18 protein-coding genes are annotated in these 19,003 nt (G+C 36.2%); 3 read left to right on the forward strand and 15 right to left on the reverse strand.

Annotation, left to right across the window (positions count from 1 at the left end; translation table 11 throughout):
• Positions 1-84: 84 nt before the first annotated feature.
• Positions 85-1,056: a 4-hydroxy-3-methylbut-2-enyl diphosphate reductase gene (ispH, locus tag AACL18_RS00255; protein ID WP_339050565.1), complete on the forward strand. Its 972-nt coding sequence runs from the start codon at positions 85-87 to the stop codon at positions 1,054-1,056.
• 33 nt (positions 1,057-1,089) lie between these two features.
• Here the strand turns inward: ispH and aqpZ are convergent, their stop codons facing one another.
• The 3 genes from aqpZ to AACL18_RS00270 all read right to left on the reverse strand — a co-directional run bounded on the left by aqpZ (position 1,090) and on the right by AACL18_RS00270 (position 3,325).
• Entirely contained in the window at positions 1,090-1,785 is a 696-nt protein-coding gene (gene aqpZ / locus AACL18_RS00260; RefSeq protein ID WP_339050567.1) for an aquaporin Z, read from the reverse strand.
• A gap of 104 nt (positions 1,786-1,889) precedes the next feature.
• Complete coding sequence (locus AACL18_RS00265; RefSeq protein ID WP_339050569.1) at positions 1,890-2,282, reverse strand: type IV pilin protein; 393 nt, start codon at positions 2,280-2,282, stop codon at positions 1,890-1,892.
• A gap of 83 nt (positions 2,283-2,365) precedes the next feature.
• The gene (locus tag AACL18_RS00270) at positions 2,366-3,325 is read right to left on the reverse strand and encodes a S49 family peptidase (RefSeq protein WP_339050571.1); all 960 of its coding nucleotides are present in this window, start codon (positions 3,323-3,325) and stop codon (positions 2,366-2,368) included.
• A gap of 282 nt (positions 3,326-3,607) precedes the next feature.
• On the opposite strand from AACL18_RS00270, the gene clpB reads away from it, so the two are divergent.
• The gene (clpB, locus tag AACL18_RS00275) at positions 3,608-6,208 is read left to right on the forward strand and encodes an ATP-dependent chaperone ClpB (RefSeq protein WP_339050572.1); all 2,601 of its coding nucleotides are present in this window, start codon (positions 3,608-3,610) and stop codon (positions 6,206-6,208) included.
• On the opposite strand, the gene AACL18_RS00280 is transcribed toward clpB, so the two are convergent.
• The 12 genes from AACL18_RS00280 to yihA all read right to left on the reverse strand — a co-directional run bounded on the left by AACL18_RS00280 (position 6,209) and on the right by yihA (position 18,189).
• Positions 6,209-6,508 (reverse strand): hypothetical protein, encoded by a 300-nt coding sequence (locus tag AACL18_RS00280; RefSeq protein WP_339050574.1) that lies wholly within the window; start codon positions 6,506-6,508, stop codon positions 6,209-6,211.
• The gene (locus tag AACL18_RS00285) at positions 6,508-6,828 is read right to left on the reverse strand and encodes a YiiX/YebB-like N1pC/P60 family cysteine hydrolase (RefSeq protein ID WP_339050576.1); all 321 of its coding nucleotides are present in this window, start codon (positions 6,826-6,828) and stop codon (positions 6,508-6,510) included. Before AACL18_RS00285 ends, AACL18_RS00280 begins: the two co-directional genes overlap by 1 nt.
• Positions 6,829-7,070: 242 nt before the next feature.
• Positions 7,071-8,438: an adenylosuccinate lyase gene (gene purB, locus AACL18_RS00290; protein WP_339050578.1), complete on the reverse strand. Its 1,368-nt coding sequence runs from the start codon at positions 8,436-8,438 to the stop codon at positions 7,071-7,073.
• Positions 8,439-8,458: 20 nt separating this feature from the next.
• Complete coding sequence (gene hpf, locus AACL18_RS00295) at positions 8,459-8,794, reverse strand: ribosome hibernation-promoting factor, HPF/YfiA family (RefSeq protein ID WP_339050579.1); 336 nt, start codon at positions 8,792-8,794, stop codon at positions 8,459-8,461.
• A 215-nt stretch (positions 8,795-9,009) separates the two neighbouring features.
• Positions 9,010-9,735 (reverse strand): LPS export ABC transporter ATP-binding protein, encoded by a 726-nt coding sequence (gene lptB / locus AACL18_RS00300; protein WP_339050580.1) that lies wholly within the window; start codon positions 9,733-9,735, stop codon positions 9,010-9,012.
• The gene (gene lptA, locus AACL18_RS00305) at positions 9,732-10,277 is read right to left on the reverse strand and encodes a lipopolysaccharide transport periplasmic protein LptA (protein ID WP_339050581.1); all 546 of its coding nucleotides are present in this window, start codon (positions 10,275-10,277) and stop codon (positions 9,732-9,734) included. The genes lptB and lptA overlap by 4 nt, the downstream gene beginning before the upstream one ends.
• A gap of 8 nt (positions 10,278-10,285) precedes the next feature.
• Positions 10,286-10,858: an LPS export ABC transporter periplasmic protein LptC gene (gene lptC, locus AACL18_RS00310; RefSeq protein ID WP_339050582.1), complete on the reverse strand. Its 573-nt coding sequence runs from the start codon at positions 10,856-10,858 to the stop codon at positions 10,286-10,288.
• A gap of 171 nt (positions 10,859-11,029) precedes the next feature.
• Positions 11,030-12,001, reverse strand: coding sequence for a KpsF/GutQ family sugar-phosphate isomerase (locus AACL18_RS00315; RefSeq protein ID WP_339050583.1), 972 nt, complete (start codon positions 11,999-12,001; stop codon positions 11,030-11,032).
• 217 nt (positions 12,002-12,218) lie between these two features.
• Positions 12,219-13,532 carry a nitrate/sulfonate/bicarbonate ABC transporter ATP-binding protein gene (locus tag AACL18_RS00320; protein WP_339050585.1) on the reverse strand — a complete coding sequence of 438 codons (1,314 nt, stop codon included), beginning with the start codon at positions 13,530-13,532 and terminating at the stop codon, positions 12,219-12,221.
• A gap of 11 nt (positions 13,533-13,543) precedes the next feature.
• Positions 13,544-15,280 carry an ABC transporter permease gene (locus tag AACL18_RS00325; RefSeq protein WP_339050587.1) on the reverse strand — a complete coding sequence of 579 codons (1,737 nt, stop codon included), beginning with the start codon at positions 15,278-15,280 and terminating at the stop codon, positions 13,544-13,546.
• A 199-nt stretch (positions 15,281-15,479) separates the two neighbouring features.
• Complete coding sequence (locus AACL18_RS00330; RefSeq protein ID WP_339050588.1) at positions 15,480-17,471, reverse strand: OPT family oligopeptide transporter; 1,992 nt, start codon at positions 17,469-17,471, stop codon at positions 15,480-15,482.
• A gap of 115 nt (positions 17,472-17,586) precedes the next feature.
• Positions 17,587-18,189, reverse strand: a complete 603-nt coding sequence (gene yihA, locus AACL18_RS00335; RefSeq protein WP_339050590.1) for a ribosome biogenesis GTP-binding protein YihA/YsxC — start codon at positions 18,187-18,189, stop codon at positions 17,587-17,589.
• A gap of 149 nt (positions 18,190-18,338) precedes the next feature.
• On the opposite strand from yihA, the gene AACL18_RS00340 reads away from it, so the two are divergent.
• Entirely contained in the window at positions 18,339-18,968 is a 630-nt protein-coding gene (locus tag AACL18_RS00340; RefSeq protein WP_339050592.1) for a c-type cytochrome, read from the forward strand.
• Positions 18,969-19,003: the final 35 nt, after the last annotated feature.

Genomic DNA, 19,003 nt, shown 5'->3' on the forward strand with positions numbered 1-19,003 from the left:
TTTAGTTGCACAGTGCTTTCCTACATAAAGCTTGCAATTTTTTTGCACATCTCTAAACTAAGTCCTTAATTTAAGAGCTGTGCTATGAAAATTGTTTTAGCTAATCCTCGAGGTTTTTGCGCCGGTGTTGATCGCGCCATAGAAATTGTTAAAAGAGCATTAAATCTGTTTGGCGTACCTATCTATGTGCGCCATGAAGTAGTCCATAATCGAATTGTAGTTGCCGATTTAGAACAAAAAGGTGTAATTTTTGTTGAACATATCGATGAAATACCACAAGGAGCCACTGCTATTTTTAGTGCCCATGGTGTATCTCAAGCCGTTCGTGAATCCGCTAAACAACGCAATTTAAAAGTTTTTGATGCGACTTGTCCTTTAGTAACTAAGGTGCATATGGAGGTGGCGCGTTATAATCGTTTAGGTCAAGAGTGCATCTTGATTGGCCACGCGGATCATCCAGAGGTAGAGGGAAGTTTAGGACATTATGATAATCCAGCTGGAGGGATTTATTTAGTAGAAAATACTGAGGATGTCGCTTCGTTAAAAGTTAAAAATCCTCGCTCATTAAGCTATGTTACACAAACGACTTTATCACTGGATGATACTAAAACTATTATACAGGCTTTAAAGCAGCGTTTTCCTGAAATTGCTACACCTAAGAAAGAGGATATTTGTTATGCAACGCAAAATCGTCAACTTGCCGTTAAAGAATTAGCAAAACAATGTGATATGGTATTAGTTTTAGGGTCTATTAATAGTTCCAACTCTAATAGATTAAAAGAATTGGCCGAACGTTTAGGTAAACCTGCGTATTTAATTGATACGTCTAAAGATATCCAATCAACCTGGGTAATTGGAAAAGAATCTATTGGTATCACTGCAGGGGCGTCTGCCCCTGAATTTTTAGTCCAAGAGGTTATAAAATATCTAAAAACATTTCCTAATTGGCAAGAATGTTTGGTTTCCGAATTAATGGGTATAGATGAAAACATTGCTTTTGCTCTACCACGTGAATTACAAACGTCATTAGCAATCACTACTGAAACGGCAATTTAATATTAGAAATTATATAAATAATTTTTTTCTGTTTTATCGATCAGGAGCTAATTTTTCATTTCCCCATATATATCTAAATAAGCTTCCACCGATTAATGGAGCGACCCAAAATAACCAAAGCTGGTGGATTGCCCACCCTCCTACAAATAGTGCTGGACCTGTGCTTCTAGCAGGATTAACAGAAGTATTTGTAACTGGAATGCTAATTAAATGGATTAAGGTTAAGGCTAAGCCAATGGCTAAGGGAGCAAAATGACTAGGTAATTGCGGATTAGTCACACCTGCGATAACAATTAAAAATAAAAAACTCATCGTTACTTCGCATATAAAACAAGCTAATAATGAGTAATGACCTGGCGAATGAAACCCATAACCATTGCTGGCAAAGCCATTTTGTAGATCAAAGCCATGATGTCCACTTGCAATCAGATATAAAACAGTAGCGGCTAGTATGCCTCCTATTACCTGAGCAATAATATAACTAGGTACTTCTTTAAGGCTAAATCTACCTGCAGCCCAAAGACCTATCGAAACGGCAGGGTTTAAATGACAACCAGAGATTGGGGCGAATACGCAACACATGGTTAGCAAGCTCAAACCAAAAGCAAAAGCTACACCCAAAAAACCTATACCTACTAGAGGAAATTTAGCGGCTAATACAGCACTACCGCACCCGCCTAACACTAGCCAAAAAGTACCTAAAAATTCTGCTAACAGTTTCCTTAGCATATCAAATCTCCTTGAAAATCAGATGAAGTATAGCAGTAGAAAATATTTTTCATCACTATAGCGGACATACTAGGCAATATAAAACTTTAAAAACTAAATTTCCATTACCAGCACTGCTTCGAACGGGTGCCAGCATTAGTTTTTTCTCCTAATTGATTAAGCATAAATAGATAACATTCAGAATCGGAAAATTTAGCTTTGGCTGATAGTTGATAACTGCTGGTAGTGCTTTTTAGGATTAATTGATAAAAGTTTTTTTCCGTAACATCTTTTAGATGTAACTTGTTAAAGTTCGCATCTTCGTAACTATTATTATTTCCAAGATAATAAATTTCCATCTGTTGGGCAAGATTTATTAAAGCAATTTTCGCTTCAGTACGGTGAGTTTTCTTCAGAGCGTGAATATAAATAGGACAAGTGATTGTAGCTAAAATACCGACTATAAATAAAACGATAAGCAGCTCGAATAAGCTAAATCCATGTTCAGAATTTTCCATGATAAATTCCATCTTATACTTTAAAATTAAAAATAAAGCATAAACAAGAGTTTATACAAGTCGTTTATAGATATTTTTATTTTTTAACGAAATCCATGAGGTAAAATACCCAAGTTAGTACTTATTTGTTGTGCGAACGCAGCACCCATTCGATCAGAAAGTTGTTGTAATAGGCCAGGTTTGACGGTGTAATCGACAATATTTTTATTTTTAATTAAGTCTTGAGATAAGCTATTTAAATCTCCAAAACCGTCTATAAGTCCTAAAGATAATGCTTCTTCTCCTGTCCACGCTAAACCAGAAAATAACTCCGGATTATCTTTTAGACGATTTCCGCGCCCCTGTTTAACGGCATGAATGAATTGTTGATGAACATTTGCAAGCATGCGTTCGGCAATGAGCTTTTCCTCTATTTTTTCAGGTGAAAAGGGATCTAAAAAGCCTTTATGGTCTCCAGCTGTTAATAGGCGACGTTGAACACCGACTTTCTTCATGGTATCAACGAAACCAAATCCATCCATTAAAACACCAATTGAACCGACTAAGCTGGCAGGATTAGCATAGATATCGTCACTAGCCGAGGCTATATAATAAGCTGCAGATGCACAAAGATCATCACATACAGAATACAATTTAGTCTTAGGATATTGATGGCGTAAATAGAGGATTTCATTGTAGATCTGCGCCGCTTGAACTGGACTACCTCCTGGACTATTAATACGCAAAATCACTGTACGCGTATTTCTATCCTCAAAAGCGTTTTGCAATCCTTCAATTACGTTATCAGAACTTGCAGTTGAATTGTCATCAATGACTCCTCTAATATCAACAACTCCGATATGAGCTTTTGTTTTTGAAGCAGTGGGTAGATTACTTGTTGTTGGCCATAAAGCTAACAGAAGACCTAAAAGAATTATAAAAAACAGGAATTTGAAAAAAATATTCCAGCGTCTTTTGCGACGTTGTTCTTTTAAGTTATCAAAAAGTAATTTTTCTATGGTTTTGCGTTGCCATGCTGGATCATCTAACAGTTCTTCTGTCATAGAATTTCCCATTTAAATTTTTGAAATAAGAGTATAAATGCGCATAGTTTAACTCTTTTTTACTAGCCGGGACATATTTTGGCTGAAAATACAAAAATTTAACTTCCTATGCCCAATTACTAGACAAGAGCTAGGTAATTTATACCGAGCTAAATTTATACTTAGATTGTCCAAAATATTGATTGCTATGCATTTTTTTTAGCTAAATTGACTTGATTTTTTCTAATTAGACTAAACTATTTATAAGATATAAATCTTGAGAAGTGGTAATTAGAGGGAAATATGAGTCTTAATAAATTAACCAGTCAGTTTCAAAACGCCTTAGCGGAATCTCAATCTCTCGCTATCGGGCAGGATAATGCTTTTATTGAACCCATCCATTTAATGTCTGCTTTGTTGCAACAAGAGAATGGTACGGTTAAACCTTTATTGAGTAAAGCTAATGTTAATTTAAATCAATTAACAAAAGACTTGGATGAGGCAATTGCGCGTTTACCTAAAGTTCAGACTGCAACTCCTGGAGAGATTTATCCTTCTAAAGATCTCGTCCGCTTACTGAATGTATGCGATAAGCTTGCACAGCAACGAAATGATGAATATTTATCAAGCGAATTATTTGTACTTGCAGCTATAGATGATAAAAATATTTTGGGCGAATTATTAAGAAAAGCGGGCGCTAGCAAAGCTTTGCTTGAACAAGCAATAAAAGATGTAAGAGGCGGAGAGGCAGTGACTGATCCTGAAGCAGAAGGTCGTCGCGGCGCTTTGGAAAAATACACTATTGATCTAACAGCGCAGGCATCCCAAGGAAAACTCGATCCAGTCATTGGACGTGATGATGTGATACGTCGAACTATTCAAGTGCTGCAAAGACGAACAAAAAATAATCCAGTCCTTATTGGTGAGCCTGGTGTTGGTAAAACCGCTGTAGTGGAAGGACTTGCGCAACGAATTGTTAATCATGAAGTTCCAGAAGGATTAAGAAACAAACGTTTACTTGCTTTAGATATGGGCTCATTGATTGCTGGAGCTAAATATCGAGGAGAATTCGAAGAACGATTAAAAGCCGTTTTAAATGAGCTGGCAAAACAAGAAGGACAAATTATTTTATTTATTGATGAGTTGCATACCATGGTGGGTGCAGGAAAAGCAGAAGGAGCTATGGATGCAGGAAATATGCTTAAACCTGCTTTAGCGAGAGGTCAGTTGCATTGTATTGGCGCAACTACTTTAAATGAATATCGGAATTATATTGAAAAAGATGCTGCATTAGAACGCCGTTTTCAAAAAATTTTAGTAGATGAGCCTAGCGTTGAAGATACCATAGCCATTTTACGCGGTTTAAAACAACGTTATGAGATTCACCATGGTGTTGAAATTACGGATTCAGCTATTGTTGCTGCAGCTACTTTGTCTCATCGCTACATTTCTGATAGAAACTTGCCTGATAAAGCAATTGATCTTATTGATGAGGCGGCTAGTCGAATTAGAATCGAAATTGATTCTAAACCAGAAAAATTGGATCGTTTAGATAGACGATTAATTCAATTAAAAATTGAAAGAGAAGCCTTAAAAAAAGAAACCGATGAGGCTTCCAAGATTAGATTGGAAAATTTAGAAAAAGAGATTACTGAGCTTTCAAAAAAATATGCTGATCTTAATGAGGTTTGGAAGGCTGAAAAAGCAACCTTGCAAGGCGAGCAAAAAATTAAGAGTGAGCTTGAAAAGGCACAATTTGAGTTAGAAAAAGCGCGCCGCTCTGGCGATCTAAATCAAATGTCCGAATTACAATACGGTCGTATCCCCGCCTTAGAGAAAAAATTGGTCGCAGCTCAGAAGATAGCAAAAAAAGAGCCTCATTTAGTCCGCAATAAAGTGAGTGAAAAAGAAATCGCTGAAATTGTTTCACAATGGACGGGTATACCCGTGGCTAAAATGCTAAAAGGCGAAAGAGAAAAATTATTACACATGGAAGATGCACTCCACAAACGTGTCATAGGTCAAGATGAAGCGATTGCTGTTGTATCAAATGCTATTCGACGTTCACGCGCAGGTTTGTCAGATCCTAAGCGTCCGATAGGGTCATTTATTTTTTCAGGACCCACCGGTGTTGGTAAAACAGAAGTTTGCAAAGCATTAGCAGGCTTTTTATTTGACTCTGACGATGCAATGGTGCGTTTAGATATGTCAGAATTTATGGAGAAACATTCTGTTGCACGTCTAATTGGTGCTCCGCCAGGATATGTCGGTTATGAAGAAGGGGGTTATCTTACCGAAGCAGTTCGTCGGAAACCTTATTCTGTAGTTCTCTTAGACGAAATTGAAAAAGCACATTCAGATGTGTTTAACATTTTATTACAAGTATTAGATGATGGTCGATTAACAGATGGGCAAGGACGCACAGTGGACTTTCGTAACACTGTAATAGTAATGACATCAAATTTAGGTTCGCAAATTATTCAAGAGTTGACGTCGAAAAAAGATTATGCTGCTTTAAAAAGTATGCTTATGGATATTATTGCGCAACATTTCCGACCGGAATTTATTAATCGTGTTGATGAGGTAGTTGTGTTTCATGCGTTATCTGAAAAGAAGATTCATAAAATTACTTTAATTCAATTGGAAAGCCTACGCGAACGTCTCAGTGATCGTGATTTACAATTAGAAGTTAGCGAAGCTGCGATTAATCATATTGCTAAAATGGGTTACGATCCTGTTTATGGTGCACGCCCTCTAAAACGTACTATTCAACAAGAATTGGAGAATCCGATTGCTAAAGATATGCTCGAAGAAAAATTCTTACCCGGAGATAAAATTTTTGTAGACTACATTAATGAAAAAATAAAATTAACGGCAAAAAAAACAAATAAAACTAAAAAGTAATTATTCCTTATTTAATTTTTCGTTTAATCTTTGATTATTCTGGAATGTAGTTAAATGCATAGGATATTTGATAATATCAAAATAAGGAGAATAGTCGAAATCCCGCGGCGCATACAGTCTTGGATTGCTTTTGTAAAGTTTAGTGCTATTTTTTTCAGTTTTTAAAATTGGTAATACTGGAAAATTGACGGATTGAAAAGCTTCAGCTAATAAGGAAGAGCAGCTTTCTTTGATTCTCATGCCTGGCTTGTAATTAAATATTGTAGAGCGCCATCTACGAGGTAAAAGTGGCCAAGGCATTAAAAACGTCCTAAATCAAAAATTAGTCTAGAATCATACTGTATGCTTAATCTTTTTATAGCGTAGTTTATGATTTTTTGTCCTTTTTGATGTGAAATATTTCTTGGACGACAAATGCGAGAGTGCTCCTTTTCATATTTTTTTAATGGCGAGATTAAAGCCCCTTTTCCTAACAAACTTTCAAATACTAGTTGTTCGTTTGGATCACCAGAGTAAAACTCGGTTATTCTTTTTTGCCTACCCTTATCTGCAATGTCATATAAACGGCCAATATACAATGCAGCATGGGACCAGGAACAACGAGTAATGACTTTAATCATTTGACTAATACGGCTGCGACCTTCTATTAATAAAATATCGCAAGGACGTGATTTATAACGAAGTTTATTAAAATCACTAAGTAGAACAGGTTGAAGTGGTTCTATTTCCTCATTTAGCCATTTTAAAAAAAGTTAAATAGTTTATTTGTTAAATCTATTTGCATAATAGTATTTTAAATACAATTTTTTTTAAATATCATTTGGTAATAGTATAAGAGTCTTAAAACTAATGCACTAAAATTTCAGATTGATTGTGCCAGCTCAGTCGCATAGCCTAAATAACTCATAGGCGATAATTCGAGTAATTTTTGTTTAATATTGTCGGGTACTTTTAAGTCGTTAATAAATTGATGAAGTGTTTCTTGATTAAGTTTTTTACCTTGCGTTAAGATTTTTAATTTTTCGTAGGGCATTTCAGTAGCATATCGTCTTAAAATAGTTTGTATGGCTTCTGCCAAGATTTCCCAATGTTGATTAAGATCTTCAAGCAATTTAGTATCATCGATGGAAATTTTTTCTAAACCACACTGTAAACTATTGTAAGCAATTAAATTATATGCAAACGCTGTTCCAAGATTACGTAATAATGTTGAGTCTCTTAAATCACGCTGCCAACGGGAGATAGGTAAGGTTCTTGAAAAATGTTGATATAAGTTATTTGCTAAACTGAAATTTCCCTCAGCATTTTCAAAATCGATGGGATTAATTTTATGCGGCATGGTAGATGAGCCAACTTCACCTATCTTGACTTTTTGTTTGAAATAACCCAAAGAAATATAACCCCAAAAATCGGCTGTCAAATTAATTAATATATTATTAATCCGTTTTAAACTATCACAATATTCTGCAATATAGTCATGAGGTTCAATCTGTGTAGTATAAGCATTCCAATCTAAATGTAGACTGTTTACAAAATTTTTACTAAGTTCAGGCCAATTAATGTCAGGATAAGCAATTCTATGAGCATTGTAATTACCAATAGCGCCATTAAATTTACCGTAAATTTTTACTGCAGCGAATATTTTTTCCTGAGCTAATAAGCGTTGAGTAAAATTCGCAAATTCTTTACCCATTGTCGTAGGTACAGCGGGTTGGCCGTGCGTACGACCCAGCATAGGATGTGTGGAGTATTGATGCGAATATTTTTTTAAATAAATTATTAATTGCTGAATTGCAGGGAGTAAATGTTGAGCCCGTATGTCCTTGAGCATTAAAGCATAAGCTAAATTATTAATATCATCAGACGTACAGCCAAAATGTATAAATTCACGGATTGATTCGAACTCTGGATTTTTAGCTAGTTTTTCTTTTAAAAAATACTCAACGGCTTTAATATCGTGTCGTGTTTTTTTTTCTAAAGTTTTAATTCTTTCAGCATCTTCCAAATTAAAATTTTCAACAATATGATTTAATTGTTGCTGAGTTGTTTGAGAAAATGCGGGAATTTCCTTGATGCCAGAATGGTTAGCCAGGGCTTGTAGCCAGCGTATCTCAATTAACACTCTAAAATAAAATAAAGCATATTCGCTACATAAGGGACGCAAACTATCGGTTTTATCTGAATAACGACCATCAACAGGAGAAATTGCGGTTAAAGGATTGAGTTGCACAGGGGCCTCGATAAGTTTATTTAAAGCTCTTCGGATTCCTCTGGACCATATTTTTCTGATCTATCATGTCTTTTTTCTTTAATTTTTTGTTTATGTTTATTAATTTGCTGCTCTATTCTGTCAATTAAATTGTCAATTGCAGAATATAGATTTGCATTTTCAGCACTAGCATAAAATTCAGTGCCATGCGTATGAACTAGCGCTTTAGCGACTTGATCTAAATTTTCAAGACTTAATGTGATATGTATGGCAGTAGATTTTTGAGTTATACGTTCCAGTCGTTTAAACTTATCTAGTATATATTGTTTTAAAGCGTCCGTAACTTTAATACCATCATCTGTAATAGTAATTTGCATTAGACCCTCTATCTTTATAATGTATTGTCTTTGATATTCTAAAATAATTTAGTGATTATACCTTAGGTTGAACAGTAAAGTAGAGCGCAATCTATTTCCTAGAGTATTTTTTAACCCTAAGGGAATTTTTAAAGAAAGGTGGAAATTTAATTTTTTCATAGGACAATTCGAGTAAAATTTAAACAATTTTTATTCTATTTTACACAGATCTATGACTATAGATCAAATTCATGACCCAAATAGACTTCCCTAACACGTTGATTATTTAATACTTCTTTTGGAGTCCCCACATAGATAGTTTCTCCTTCACTCACTATATAAGCACGTTTACAAATCGTAAGAGTTTCTCGAACATTATGATCGGTAATCAAAACTCCGATGCCACGCCGGCTAAGATGAATAATCATGCGTTTAATATCAACAACAGAAATGGGATCGATTCCAGCAAAAGGTTCATCTAATAACATGAATTTTGGCTCCATGGCCAAAGCGCGGGCAATTTCAACACGACGCCGTTCCCCCCCCGATAAGCTAATTCCTAATGTATCGCGGATATGAGTTATATGGAACTCATGAAGAAGATTTTCGAGATGTTGTTTACGTTGTTCTTTTGAAAGATCTTTACGTAATTGGAGTATAGCGAGAATATTGTCAGCGACAGATAATTTACGAAATATTGAAGGTTCCTGAGGTAAGTAACCGATGCCTGCCTTAGCACGAGCATGCATCGGCAAACGAGTAATATTATGATTATCTAATAAAATTTTACCTTGCGCACTTTCAATTAAACCCACAATCAAATAAAAGCTTGTGGTTTTTCCAGCGCCATTAGGGCCTAACAAACCTACTACTTCTCCGGTTTCTAGTTCTAAAGAAACATTTTTGACAACAACGCGAGAATGGTAGCGTTTAGCCAAATTGATAGCTTGTAATTTACTCATGAGCGAACAGGTTGCAATGGTGCTATTAGTATTTGAGTATGCCCTTCTTTTGAGATAGGGGAACCAACGGTTTTCTTTTTAAAATCATAGTTAATTTGGGGCCCTTTGACATGATTTTGTCCTTGCACAATCTCAGCATTACCCACAGCTTCTAACCAATCTTTCTGTGGATAATAATAGATCGTATTTCCAGTAGCAATTAACTTGGGTCGATTAGGAAATATAAGTGCCCGATAGCGAGCTGGATTTCCAATAGCGATTACTTTGGTGACTTGACCATTCTGGTCAGAATAACTGGTGGCATATTCTGCTGTGAGAACTCCGTTCCCTTGAGTCAGCTTAATATGTCCCTGATAGATGCCTAATTTTGTTTCATTATTATATGACAAGGTATCAGATTCAAAATAGATAGTTTGTGCTAGATCTTCTGGATTAGCATGTACAGGGATAGAAAGAGTACTAATTATTGATGTGGCTAGGAATAATAAATAGCTTTTATTTATTTTAGATGGCTTTTTTTTCAAATGTTCTTGAACCAACATCTTAAACCTCATTTACTTTTTGCAGGTTTGAGTTGCCCCTTTACTTGAGATAACAGTCGAATCGTTTTCGTATTAAAATTAGCGTGTAATCCTACAGCGTGTATCTCTTGATTTATCTGCGTTATTACGACTGGGGCGGACGTGTCAGCCGTTTTTTCTTTTAGATGAATATCTAAAGTGGATGTCGTTAGGGTAGAGACAGTTTTATTGGCTGGTCCTTGTTTTTGTTCAAGTTTGACATTATCCCAAAGCTGTAGAAGATCTTTACCTTCTTTCAGTTTGCCATAACGAGATGAAAGTTGCCATGACTCTTTATTTTTTAAAAATAAAGTGAAAATAGGTGTGGTGAGAGAAATAATTCCGTATAAGGGATAATGGATTGATAAAGGTGTTTTTAATTGATCATAAAGGTTCCCTGATTTATCAATATGGTAGACTATGACTTTTGTTGCATAGGCGTCAGGTTGGTTTCCAGTAATAGCCGAGTTAACAGGTCTAGTTAGCTGTAACCATGTATACCATGTGCCTAATAAAATTAAAAAAATAAGAATAAGATTAATGAATAGCGTTTTAGAAAACATACTATTATATGCGCTAGTTTAAATGGTTTAATTTAAGTGTTTTTAATCATTATGAGCATCTGATCACGGCAACCCAGCGAAAAGCTTAATTTTCCTGATGCCACCCCTCACTAACGTTTCGGTTTGGTCATGACGGCTCATTAATTTTTTTGTTCTGTGCTAAGAAATATTTTAAGTAATTCTCTGGCTCAGAATATCATGAATATGCACAACGCCGAGAGGTTTTTTATCTTCATTTACAATAATTAAAGTAGTTATCTTGCTAGCTTCCATTATTCGCAAAGCTTCAGCAGCTAACTTATCTTTACTTATTGTTTTACAATTAGAGGTCATTACTTGATCGACCAGAGTGCTCTGAAGATTTAATCCTTGATCTATTGCTCGCCTAAGATCGCCATCAGTAAAAATACCTAAGAGACGTTGATTTTTGTCAGTAACTATGGCCATTCCCAGTCTTTTCTGTGAAACTTCAAATAGAGTCTGAACTAAAGGAGTTCCAGATTTTACGTTTGGGATAGCTGTTCCGGTGTGCATTATATCAGCTACTTTTAATAATAAACGCCGACCCAGTTGCCCTTTTGGATGAACCTTAGCAAAATCATCACTACTAAAACCACGTATTTCAAGCAGTGATATTGCGATGGCATCACCCAAAACTAACGCTGCTGTACTGCTAGAGGTTGGAGCTAAGCCTAAAGGGCAGGCTTCTTGCTCTATAGGGATATGGATAGTGACGGTTGCTTGTTGCGCTAAAGTAGATTGAACATTCCCAGTTATAAGTATAAAAGGGATATTGAGTAGTTTGAGTGTAGGAAGAATAGTAATGAGCTCGTCCGTTTCTCCTGAATGTGATATAGCAACGACCACATCTTTGGAATTGATCATGCCAAGATCACCATGATTCGCCTCAGCTGCATGAATAAAAAAGGCGGGACTCCCTGTGCTGGCTAAAGTAGCTGCGATTTTATTACCAATATGACCTGATTTACCTATCCCAATGACAACGATATGGCCTTGGCAATTTAAAAGGAATTCACACGCTTGTTCAAAATTTGAGTCAATTTGGTTTAATAAACTCAAAATGGTTTTTCCTTCTGTTTCAATTACTTTTCGAGCAGACTCGGAAAATTTTTTAGTATGCATCAGTTTTAACCATAGAGAAAATTAGAATAGACCACTTGCGTAGGCATGATAGACATGATTTCATCGTTAAACGCTAATCTACTGCCTTAATTTATTCATGTAAACTCCGTCCTCGATTTATCGTTTGCCTTGAACTCAAGTCCATCACTGAATTATACAAGTTGCCTAATAAATTAAATTACCATTTAAATTTTGCTTGATGTTATATTTTATTGAATTAATTCGGATTCTCTAAGCTTAGCATCCCTGTATTGTTCGCATAAGCAAAGAGCTCTGCATAACGACCCCAATCAATCACGGTACGCAGAACACGTTCAGCTTCTTTTTCGCTCAAATAATCTTCTAATTCATTCAAGAAACGTTCTCTAGACGCACGTTGACCGGTTGTGCGTCTTTCTTCTAGAACTTGCCGTATATGCTTTGCCAAGGGCACATAACGTAATAAATGAGCAGCAAAGATTTTTTTCCGCTCTAAGATATCGGCATTTGCAAATAATTTTCCAGCTTCGGTTAGGATTAATTCTCCATTATTGACATGAGCAAAACCTAAAATATCTAATACTTCGGTTAATGGAAATAAATCATCGACATCTAAATGGAGTGATTCAGTAAGCTCAGGTAAACTAATATGTCCTTGGTATTCAGATTGATCTAAAGTTTCAAGTAAACCCGTTAATTCGGAAATATCAGCATCTGGAAGACGATAACCTATATCGGTGATGCGAGGTAACTGCTCTTTAAGTAACAATTTTTTACGTTCATCCATTTGACGAGTAATTAAGGAATATATTTGATCGACATATTTTCGAAATTCAGGATTTTGTTCATTTCGTGGATAAGGTAAATCAATGATCAATTCTGCGCGTATACTGCCAGGATCGCTATCAAATACGATGACACGATTTGCGAGCAAAACAGCTTCTTCAATATTGTGTGTTACAAATAAAATTCCCCGAGTCCCTGTTTGTTTTGCTTCCCATAAATCAAGCAGATCGCTTTTAAGATTATCAGCCGTGAGTACATCCAAGGCTGAAAAAGGTTCATCCATTAATAAAACATCTGGATTAATGACGAGCGCACGTGCAAAACCTACACGTTGGCGCATTCCACCGGATAATTCTTTTGGATAAGCAGATTCGAATCCATCGAGGCCGATAATATCGATAGCTTTTAAAGCTCGAGTTCTGCGTTCATCTCGAGGGACTCGCAAAGCTTCAAGACCTAATTCAACATTTTCTAAAACGGTTAACCAGGGTAAGAGAGCAAAGTTTTGGAAAACCATCGCCATGCCTTGTACAGGTCCATTTACAACTTTTTCTCGATAAGTTACTGTACCACTGCTCGGCTCAGAGAGACCAGAAATGATACGTAATAGTGTAGATTTTCCTGAGCCTGATTTACCTAGTAGTGCAACAATCTCATCTTCATAAAGTTGGAAATTAACTTTATCTAGTACTAATAATTCTTGTTGTTCAGCTTTTTTAAAGGATTTACTGATATCTTTTACAGTAAAAATGGGTTTCTTATTCATGTTATTCCCTCCTAGTCCAATCGATAACGTGACTGAGCTAAATTATATAATGGACGCCAAACTAAATGATTCATAACTAAAACAAATACACTCATCATTGCCATTCCGAGCGCCACTCTTGGAAAATCACCCGCATCAGTTGATTTTGCAATATAAGCGCCTAGTCCTGTTGCAGTAAGTGTAGTAGAGCCCCAACTGATTACTTCGGTTAAGATAGTCATATTCCAACCTCCGCCAATTGCGGTGATGGTACCTGTTATCCAATGAGGAAAAATTCCAGGTAAAACTAAACGATGCCACCATTGCCAACCTTTGACACCAAAGTTGCTGGTTGCTTCTTTTAAATCTTCTGGTAGGGCGGCTGTGCCAGCGATAATATTAAATAAAATGTACCATTGTGTGCCTAGCAACAATAATGGTGTGGACCATATCTCGATATTTAAGTGGTATCTTAAGATTAAAATAACTGCAACAGGGAATAAGACGTTTGCTGGAAATGCCGCTAAAAATTGTGCAATAGGTTGTACCCATTCCGCAATACGACGATTTAATCCTATGAAAACTCCAATAGGGATCCAAATGATACTGGCTATTAAAATAATGGTAATGATTCTTAATGAAGTTACACAACCTAAAAATAGTACATGAATTATTTCATGTGATGAAAGATGCTTGAAAATAAAGTGTAATAATAGCCAAAGTGATATAGACACCATAAGTGTAATACAGCTATACCAAATAATTTCGATCGATTTATTGGGGCTAGCTTTTTTGAATATAACTTTCTTTTTTATATCCTTTGAAAAAGAAATATTGACGATGGCATCACCTAATTTCCCAAAAAAACGACCTAAGTATTTTAATATATAGGTTTGTTGTAAGAGTATATTAATCCATGAACGAGATACATATTCTTGACTAACTTGCTCAAATGTAAATTTTTTTGACCAATTTAATAAAGGTCTGAAAAGGAGTTGGTCATAAAGCAAAATGACAATGAGCATAGTCAAGATAGTGTAAATCACACCTGAAATGCTGGCTTGACTGATAGCAAGTCCTAGATAAGAACCAACGCCAGGTAATACGATTGTTTGATTATTGACAGAAATACTTTCCGATGCAATTAGGAATATCCAGCTGCCTGACATAGACATCATCATATTCCATAATAACCCAGGCATACTAAAAGGAACGTCAAGACGCCAAAAACGTTGCCAGGCAGATAAATGAAACATATCAGCGGCTTCTTTCAATTCAGTAGGTACTGCGCGCAGGCTTTGATAGAAGCTGAGTGTGATATTCCAAACCTGAGCAGTAAAAACTGCAAAAATTGCCGCAGCTTCAGGACCAAGCCTACTTCCATGAAATAAAGCGATAAATCCTACTATGGTAATAGATAACAGACCAATAACAGGGACAGACTGTAAGATATCAATGCAAGGAATGATAATGCTAGCCGCGCGTTTATTTTTAGCGGCTAGAGTTCCCACAGTAAAGGTGAATAATAAAGAAAATGCCATGGCCGTAAATAAACGTAAAATGGTAAACAAGGCATATTTAGGTAGCTGATGAGGATCTAAGGATAGAGCTAAGGTTTGACCGACTTGATAGGGAGCTGACATTTGTTTGCCTGCCCAAACAAATGCAGCAAGCATCCCTAACACAAAAATAAAGGCAATTAAATCCCAACCATTTGGAAGGATTTTAAAAGAATTTCTAAAAGAAAATCGATTGTAGAAAGTTGACACGGACCACCCCCACTGAGTTTGGGGGAGGTAGATATTTGACCCCACTAGCTTATACTCTTCGCATTGGAATTTTTGTTGCGTTACAGCTAACAAATTACATAGTGAATAAGTCAAACTAGGGGAGGCATATATTTACCCCCTGAAATTTAACGGGAGCCTAGTTATATTTTTTTATTTTGTCAATAGCTAATTTAAACATTTAACTTTTACAGACTGAACGATAGATCCATCCTAAAATACCGAGTGTTGATAACACGCCAAATAGGCTAGCTAGCAAAGTGAGATGTTCGGGCATAAGACGTAATACATCTGTAGATTGTGCTAAAGTAAAAGGAATTGCTAACACCACGCCCATTAGGCAAGCTCCAGCGACTAAGCCACAGGCCAAAGTGAGCCCGCGTTGCCTGGCGGTATTATCGGCTGATTTTTCTGTTTGAATGGGATGTTGTTTAATCAATGTTCTTTCTACGAAATAGGAAGCGAGCCCACCCAAAATTAATCCAGATGAGGTATCCAAAGGAAGATAAATACCTATACCGACCGCCAATACAGGTAAGCGCATACCGCGTTTTTGCAATATTCGGTCAATGAAAATACAAAAAATAGCTACGACGAAACCAATGCTAATTAAATTCCAGGGTAAGTTATGTTTAAATGCGCCGGCAACTAAACTTGCCATAAGAGTAGCTTGAGGGGCAGATAACATTTGGGCAGGATCCATATGCCGTCCTGGGGGGGAAATACCCCCAATTCCGTAAGCATTAAATAATAGTTCTAATGTGGGTGCTAAAATTAAAGCAGAAACTACGACACCTAAAATTAATATAACCTGTTGTTTCCAAGGAGTTGCCCCTACAATTTGGCCAGCTTTTAGATCTTGAATGGTATCGTTGGTAATGGCGCAACTACTACTTACTAATGTTCCTATAATGATTGCTAAACCTTCCCCTTCAAGTAAATGCTTAGTATCGTGAGTAAAGCCAGGAGCCCAACTAAAAATAGCAAGTAATGTTAGAGATGCGAACAATAGTACAGAAAGAGAAACACCTGAAATGGGACTTTGGCTACTTCCTATAAGCCCTGCAAAATAGCCACATAGTGAGGAAAAAAAGAAGCCAGTGATTAAAATAAAAACAATACCGATAAGTAGAGTTATTATTTGGATACTACTGGTTAGTCCCAATGCAGGATGATTTATAAAGCTAAATAAAATATATCCTAATGGTAATATTAAAATACCTAATAAAGCTAAAGTATAGTGAATAGGTATATCACGTTCATGCTTAGGTAAGGAAGTATACCCGCTTTCTTTAATGGTTCTTAATGAGACAAAAGATGAATGTACTCCTCTAATAATAGGTTTAACGAGCAGAACCATCGTCCATAAGCCCCCTACTAACATCGTGCCTACACCAATTGGACGTATACTGGATTGCCAAATGCTATTGGCTAAGCTGTTAGCAGATTGACTAGTAGCCATTGCCAGAGGGTGTAAGTAACTAAAAATAGGAATTCCAATTATCCATCCGATTGCCACACCGAGTAATGTACTCAGCGCTACACCAATGCCGACTATATATCCAGCTGCCAATAATGCAGGTTCAAAACCAAACGTAAATCCAAAAATAAATTTGTTATCTGCTCTAAACCATACTGGAAAATTATCCGCTATGATTTGGAAACCCGATTGAAAAAGCGCCACAAAAGCACCTAAAAGTCCGCCTTGGATTAATTCTTTAAAATTTCCTTTAGCATCTTGACTAATTTTTAAAATTTGACCTATCGCAGTACCTTCTGGGAAACGCAATGTAGGATCCGCTAATAAAACTCGGCGTAAAGGAATAGAAAATAAGACCCCTAATATTCCACCCGTTAGGGAAATTGTTACAGTTTGCCAATAATCAAAATGTTGCCAATAGTGAAGAATTATTAAGGCAGGGAGAATGAACGCGGTCCCTGCGGTCAATGCTTCTCCAGCCGATGCACCTGTTTGGACAATGTTACTTTCAAGTATCGAAGAATTTTTAAAAAAACGCAGGATACCCATAGAAAGAATAGCCGCCGGAATAGATGCAGAAATAGTTAAGCCGACTTTTAGTCCTAGATAAGCATTTGCAGCAGCTAAAATGACAGCAAGCAAAATGGCTAATAGGATGGCACGAAAACTTATTTCAGATGGTTGTGATGACATGAAATCCGAATTTTTTTTAGTAATCATTTTATTTATCACATTGTGATGTATAGGTCAAAAAATTGATGTAAGAAAAAAGGAAGCTTTTGGGATAATTATTAAGAAAAATTCTGATTTATTTTGGGTTCAGCCAAGTTAATATCCTACGACGGGCACTTTCAATACCTATGGATTTTGTCGCAGAAAAGGTTTGTATTTCATAGTGGCTATCAAGAATAGCCAATTGTTGGGTCGTTAATTTCAAGGTATTTGCGGCTTGATTACGTGTTAGCTTATCGGCTTTAGTCAGAAGAATATATATTGGTATTTGATGATGAGACGCCCACGCTAACATAGTTTGATCCCGATCCTTAAGTGGATGACGGATATCCATAGTGATAACAAGACCTTTTAAAGATTTTCTTATTTTTAGATAACTGGCTATGTTTTTCTCCCAATTAGCTTGTATATCTTTTGGGACGTTGGCAAAACCATAACCTGGAAGGTCGACTAAACGTAGATGTTCGTTGATTTGAAAAAAATTCAATAATTGAGTGCGCCCTGGAGTTTTACTGGTTTTGGCTAAACCTTTTTTTCCAGTAATTGAGTTAATTGCTGTAGATTTTCCAGAATTGGAACGACCAATAAATGCAACCTCTGCGCCTTGATCTTTAGGCAATTGGTCTAATTGAGCTACGCTTTTTAAGAAAATGGTAAGTGGAAAGACGTGGGAACTCAAGCTTATCTTCCGCTTAATTAAAAAAGAAAAATTCCCTGGCCTTTATGTTATTTTTATAATTTGTCAAAGCCTGAGAAAACTATAAACTAAAAAATTGCGTTTAGCAATATTAATTATTTCCTGCAATTGCGTTAGAAAAAAATTTTCATATGTTAGATTACAAAAATTTTACTTTTCTCTTTATATTCTTTTTTTTATTCGGTTTTCCGCCGAGTGATGCCCAAATTATTGAAGAAAAATTCAAAGATATTATTGCTGGATGTGAGTTATGTCATGGTATCGAAGGAAATTCCACGGTAAATGAAAATTGGCCAAAATTGGCGGGACAGAACGCTAATTATTTAATCAAGCAAATGCAGGACTTTCAACCGAAGGCGAAATGTGGGCGTGATAATCCAATAATGAACGCGTTAATTATAGCATTATCGAAAAAAGAAAAAATCAAAATAGCAAATTATTATGCAACTTTGTTAGGAACTATTGATAGCGCACAACCCCGTTTACTTTCTTTAGGACAAAGAATTTATCGTGGCGGAGATGCAAATAAAGGACTGCCGGCTTGTTTAGCCTGTCATGGACCTGCAGGTTTAGGGAATCCATCGGCTGGATTTCCTCGTTTAAGTGGACAACATGCACGGTATATTGCCACTCAATTAAAAGCCTTTCGTGATGGCAAGCGGCATAATGATAAATTTCAGATGATGCCGGTAATTAGTAAGAAAATGAATGACACTGAAATAATTGCAGTAGCCAATTATATTTCAGGTTTATATTCTTAGGTTCTGCCTCTAAAGTACCCTTGCAGTCACTGCTG

The organism is Rickettsiella endosymbiont of Xylota segnis, from assembly GCF_964019545.1.
In the GTDB taxonomy this organism is placed as follows: domain Bacteria; phylum Pseudomonadota; class Gammaproteobacteria; order Diplorickettsiales; family Diplorickettsiaceae; genus Aquirickettsiella.

Bases quoted from the DNA above. Each gene is read 5' to 3' on its own strand.
- ispH (WP_339050565.1), top strand. From the start codon at position 85: ATGAAAATTGTTTTAGCTAATCCTCGAGGTTTTTGCGCCGGTGTTGAT.
- aqpZ (WP_339050567.1), bottom strand. From the start codon at position 1,785: ATGCTAAGGAAACTGTTAGCAGAATTTTTAGGTACTTTTTGGCTAGTG.
- AACL18_RS00265 (WP_339050569.1), bottom strand. From the start codon at position 2,282: ATGGAAAATTCTGAACATGGATTTAGCTTATTCGAGCTGCTTATCGTT.
- AACL18_RS00270 (WP_339050571.1), bottom strand. From the start codon at position 3,325: ATGACAGAAGAACTGTTAGATGATCCAGCATGGCAACGCAAAACCATA.
- clpB (WP_339050572.1), top strand. From the start codon at position 3,608: ATGAGTCTTAATAAATTAACCAGTCAGTTTCAAAACGCCTTAGCGGAA.
- AACL18_RS00280 (WP_339050574.1), bottom strand. From the start codon at position 6,508: ATGCCTTGGCCACTTTTACCTCGTAGATGGCGCTCTACAATATTTAAT.
- AACL18_RS00285 (WP_339050576.1), bottom strand. From the start codon at position 6,828: ATGATTAAAGTCATTACTCGTTGTTCCTGGTCCCATGCTGCATTGTAT.
- hpf (WP_339050579.1), bottom strand. From the start codon at position 8,794: ATGCAAATTACTATTACAGATGATGGTATTAAAGTTACGGACGCTTTA.
- lptB (WP_339050580.1), bottom strand. From the start codon at position 9,735: ATGAGTAAATTACAAGCTATCAATTTGGCTAAACGCTACCATTCTCGC.
- lptA (WP_339050581.1), bottom strand. From the start codon at position 10,277: ATGTTGGTTCAAGAACATTTGAAAAAAAAGCCATCTAAAATAAATAAA.
- lptC (WP_339050582.1), bottom strand. From the start codon at position 10,858: ATGTTTTCTAAAACGCTATTCATTAATCTTATTCTTATTTTTTTAATT.
- AACL18_RS00315 (WP_339050583.1), bottom strand. From the start codon at position 12,001: ATGCATACTAAAAAATTTTCCGAGTCTGCTCGAAAAGTAATTGAAACA.
- AACL18_RS00320 (WP_339050585.1), bottom strand. From the start codon at position 13,532: ATGAATAAGAAACCCATTTTTACTGTAAAAGATATCAGTAAATCCTTT.
- AACL18_RS00330 (WP_339050588.1), bottom strand. From the start codon at position 17,471: ATGTCATCACAACCATCTGAAATAAGTTTTCGTGCCATCCTATTAGCC.
- AACL18_RS00340 (WP_339050592.1), top strand. From the start codon at position 18,339: ATGTTAGATTACAAAAATTTTACTTTTCTCTTTATATTCTTTTTTTTA.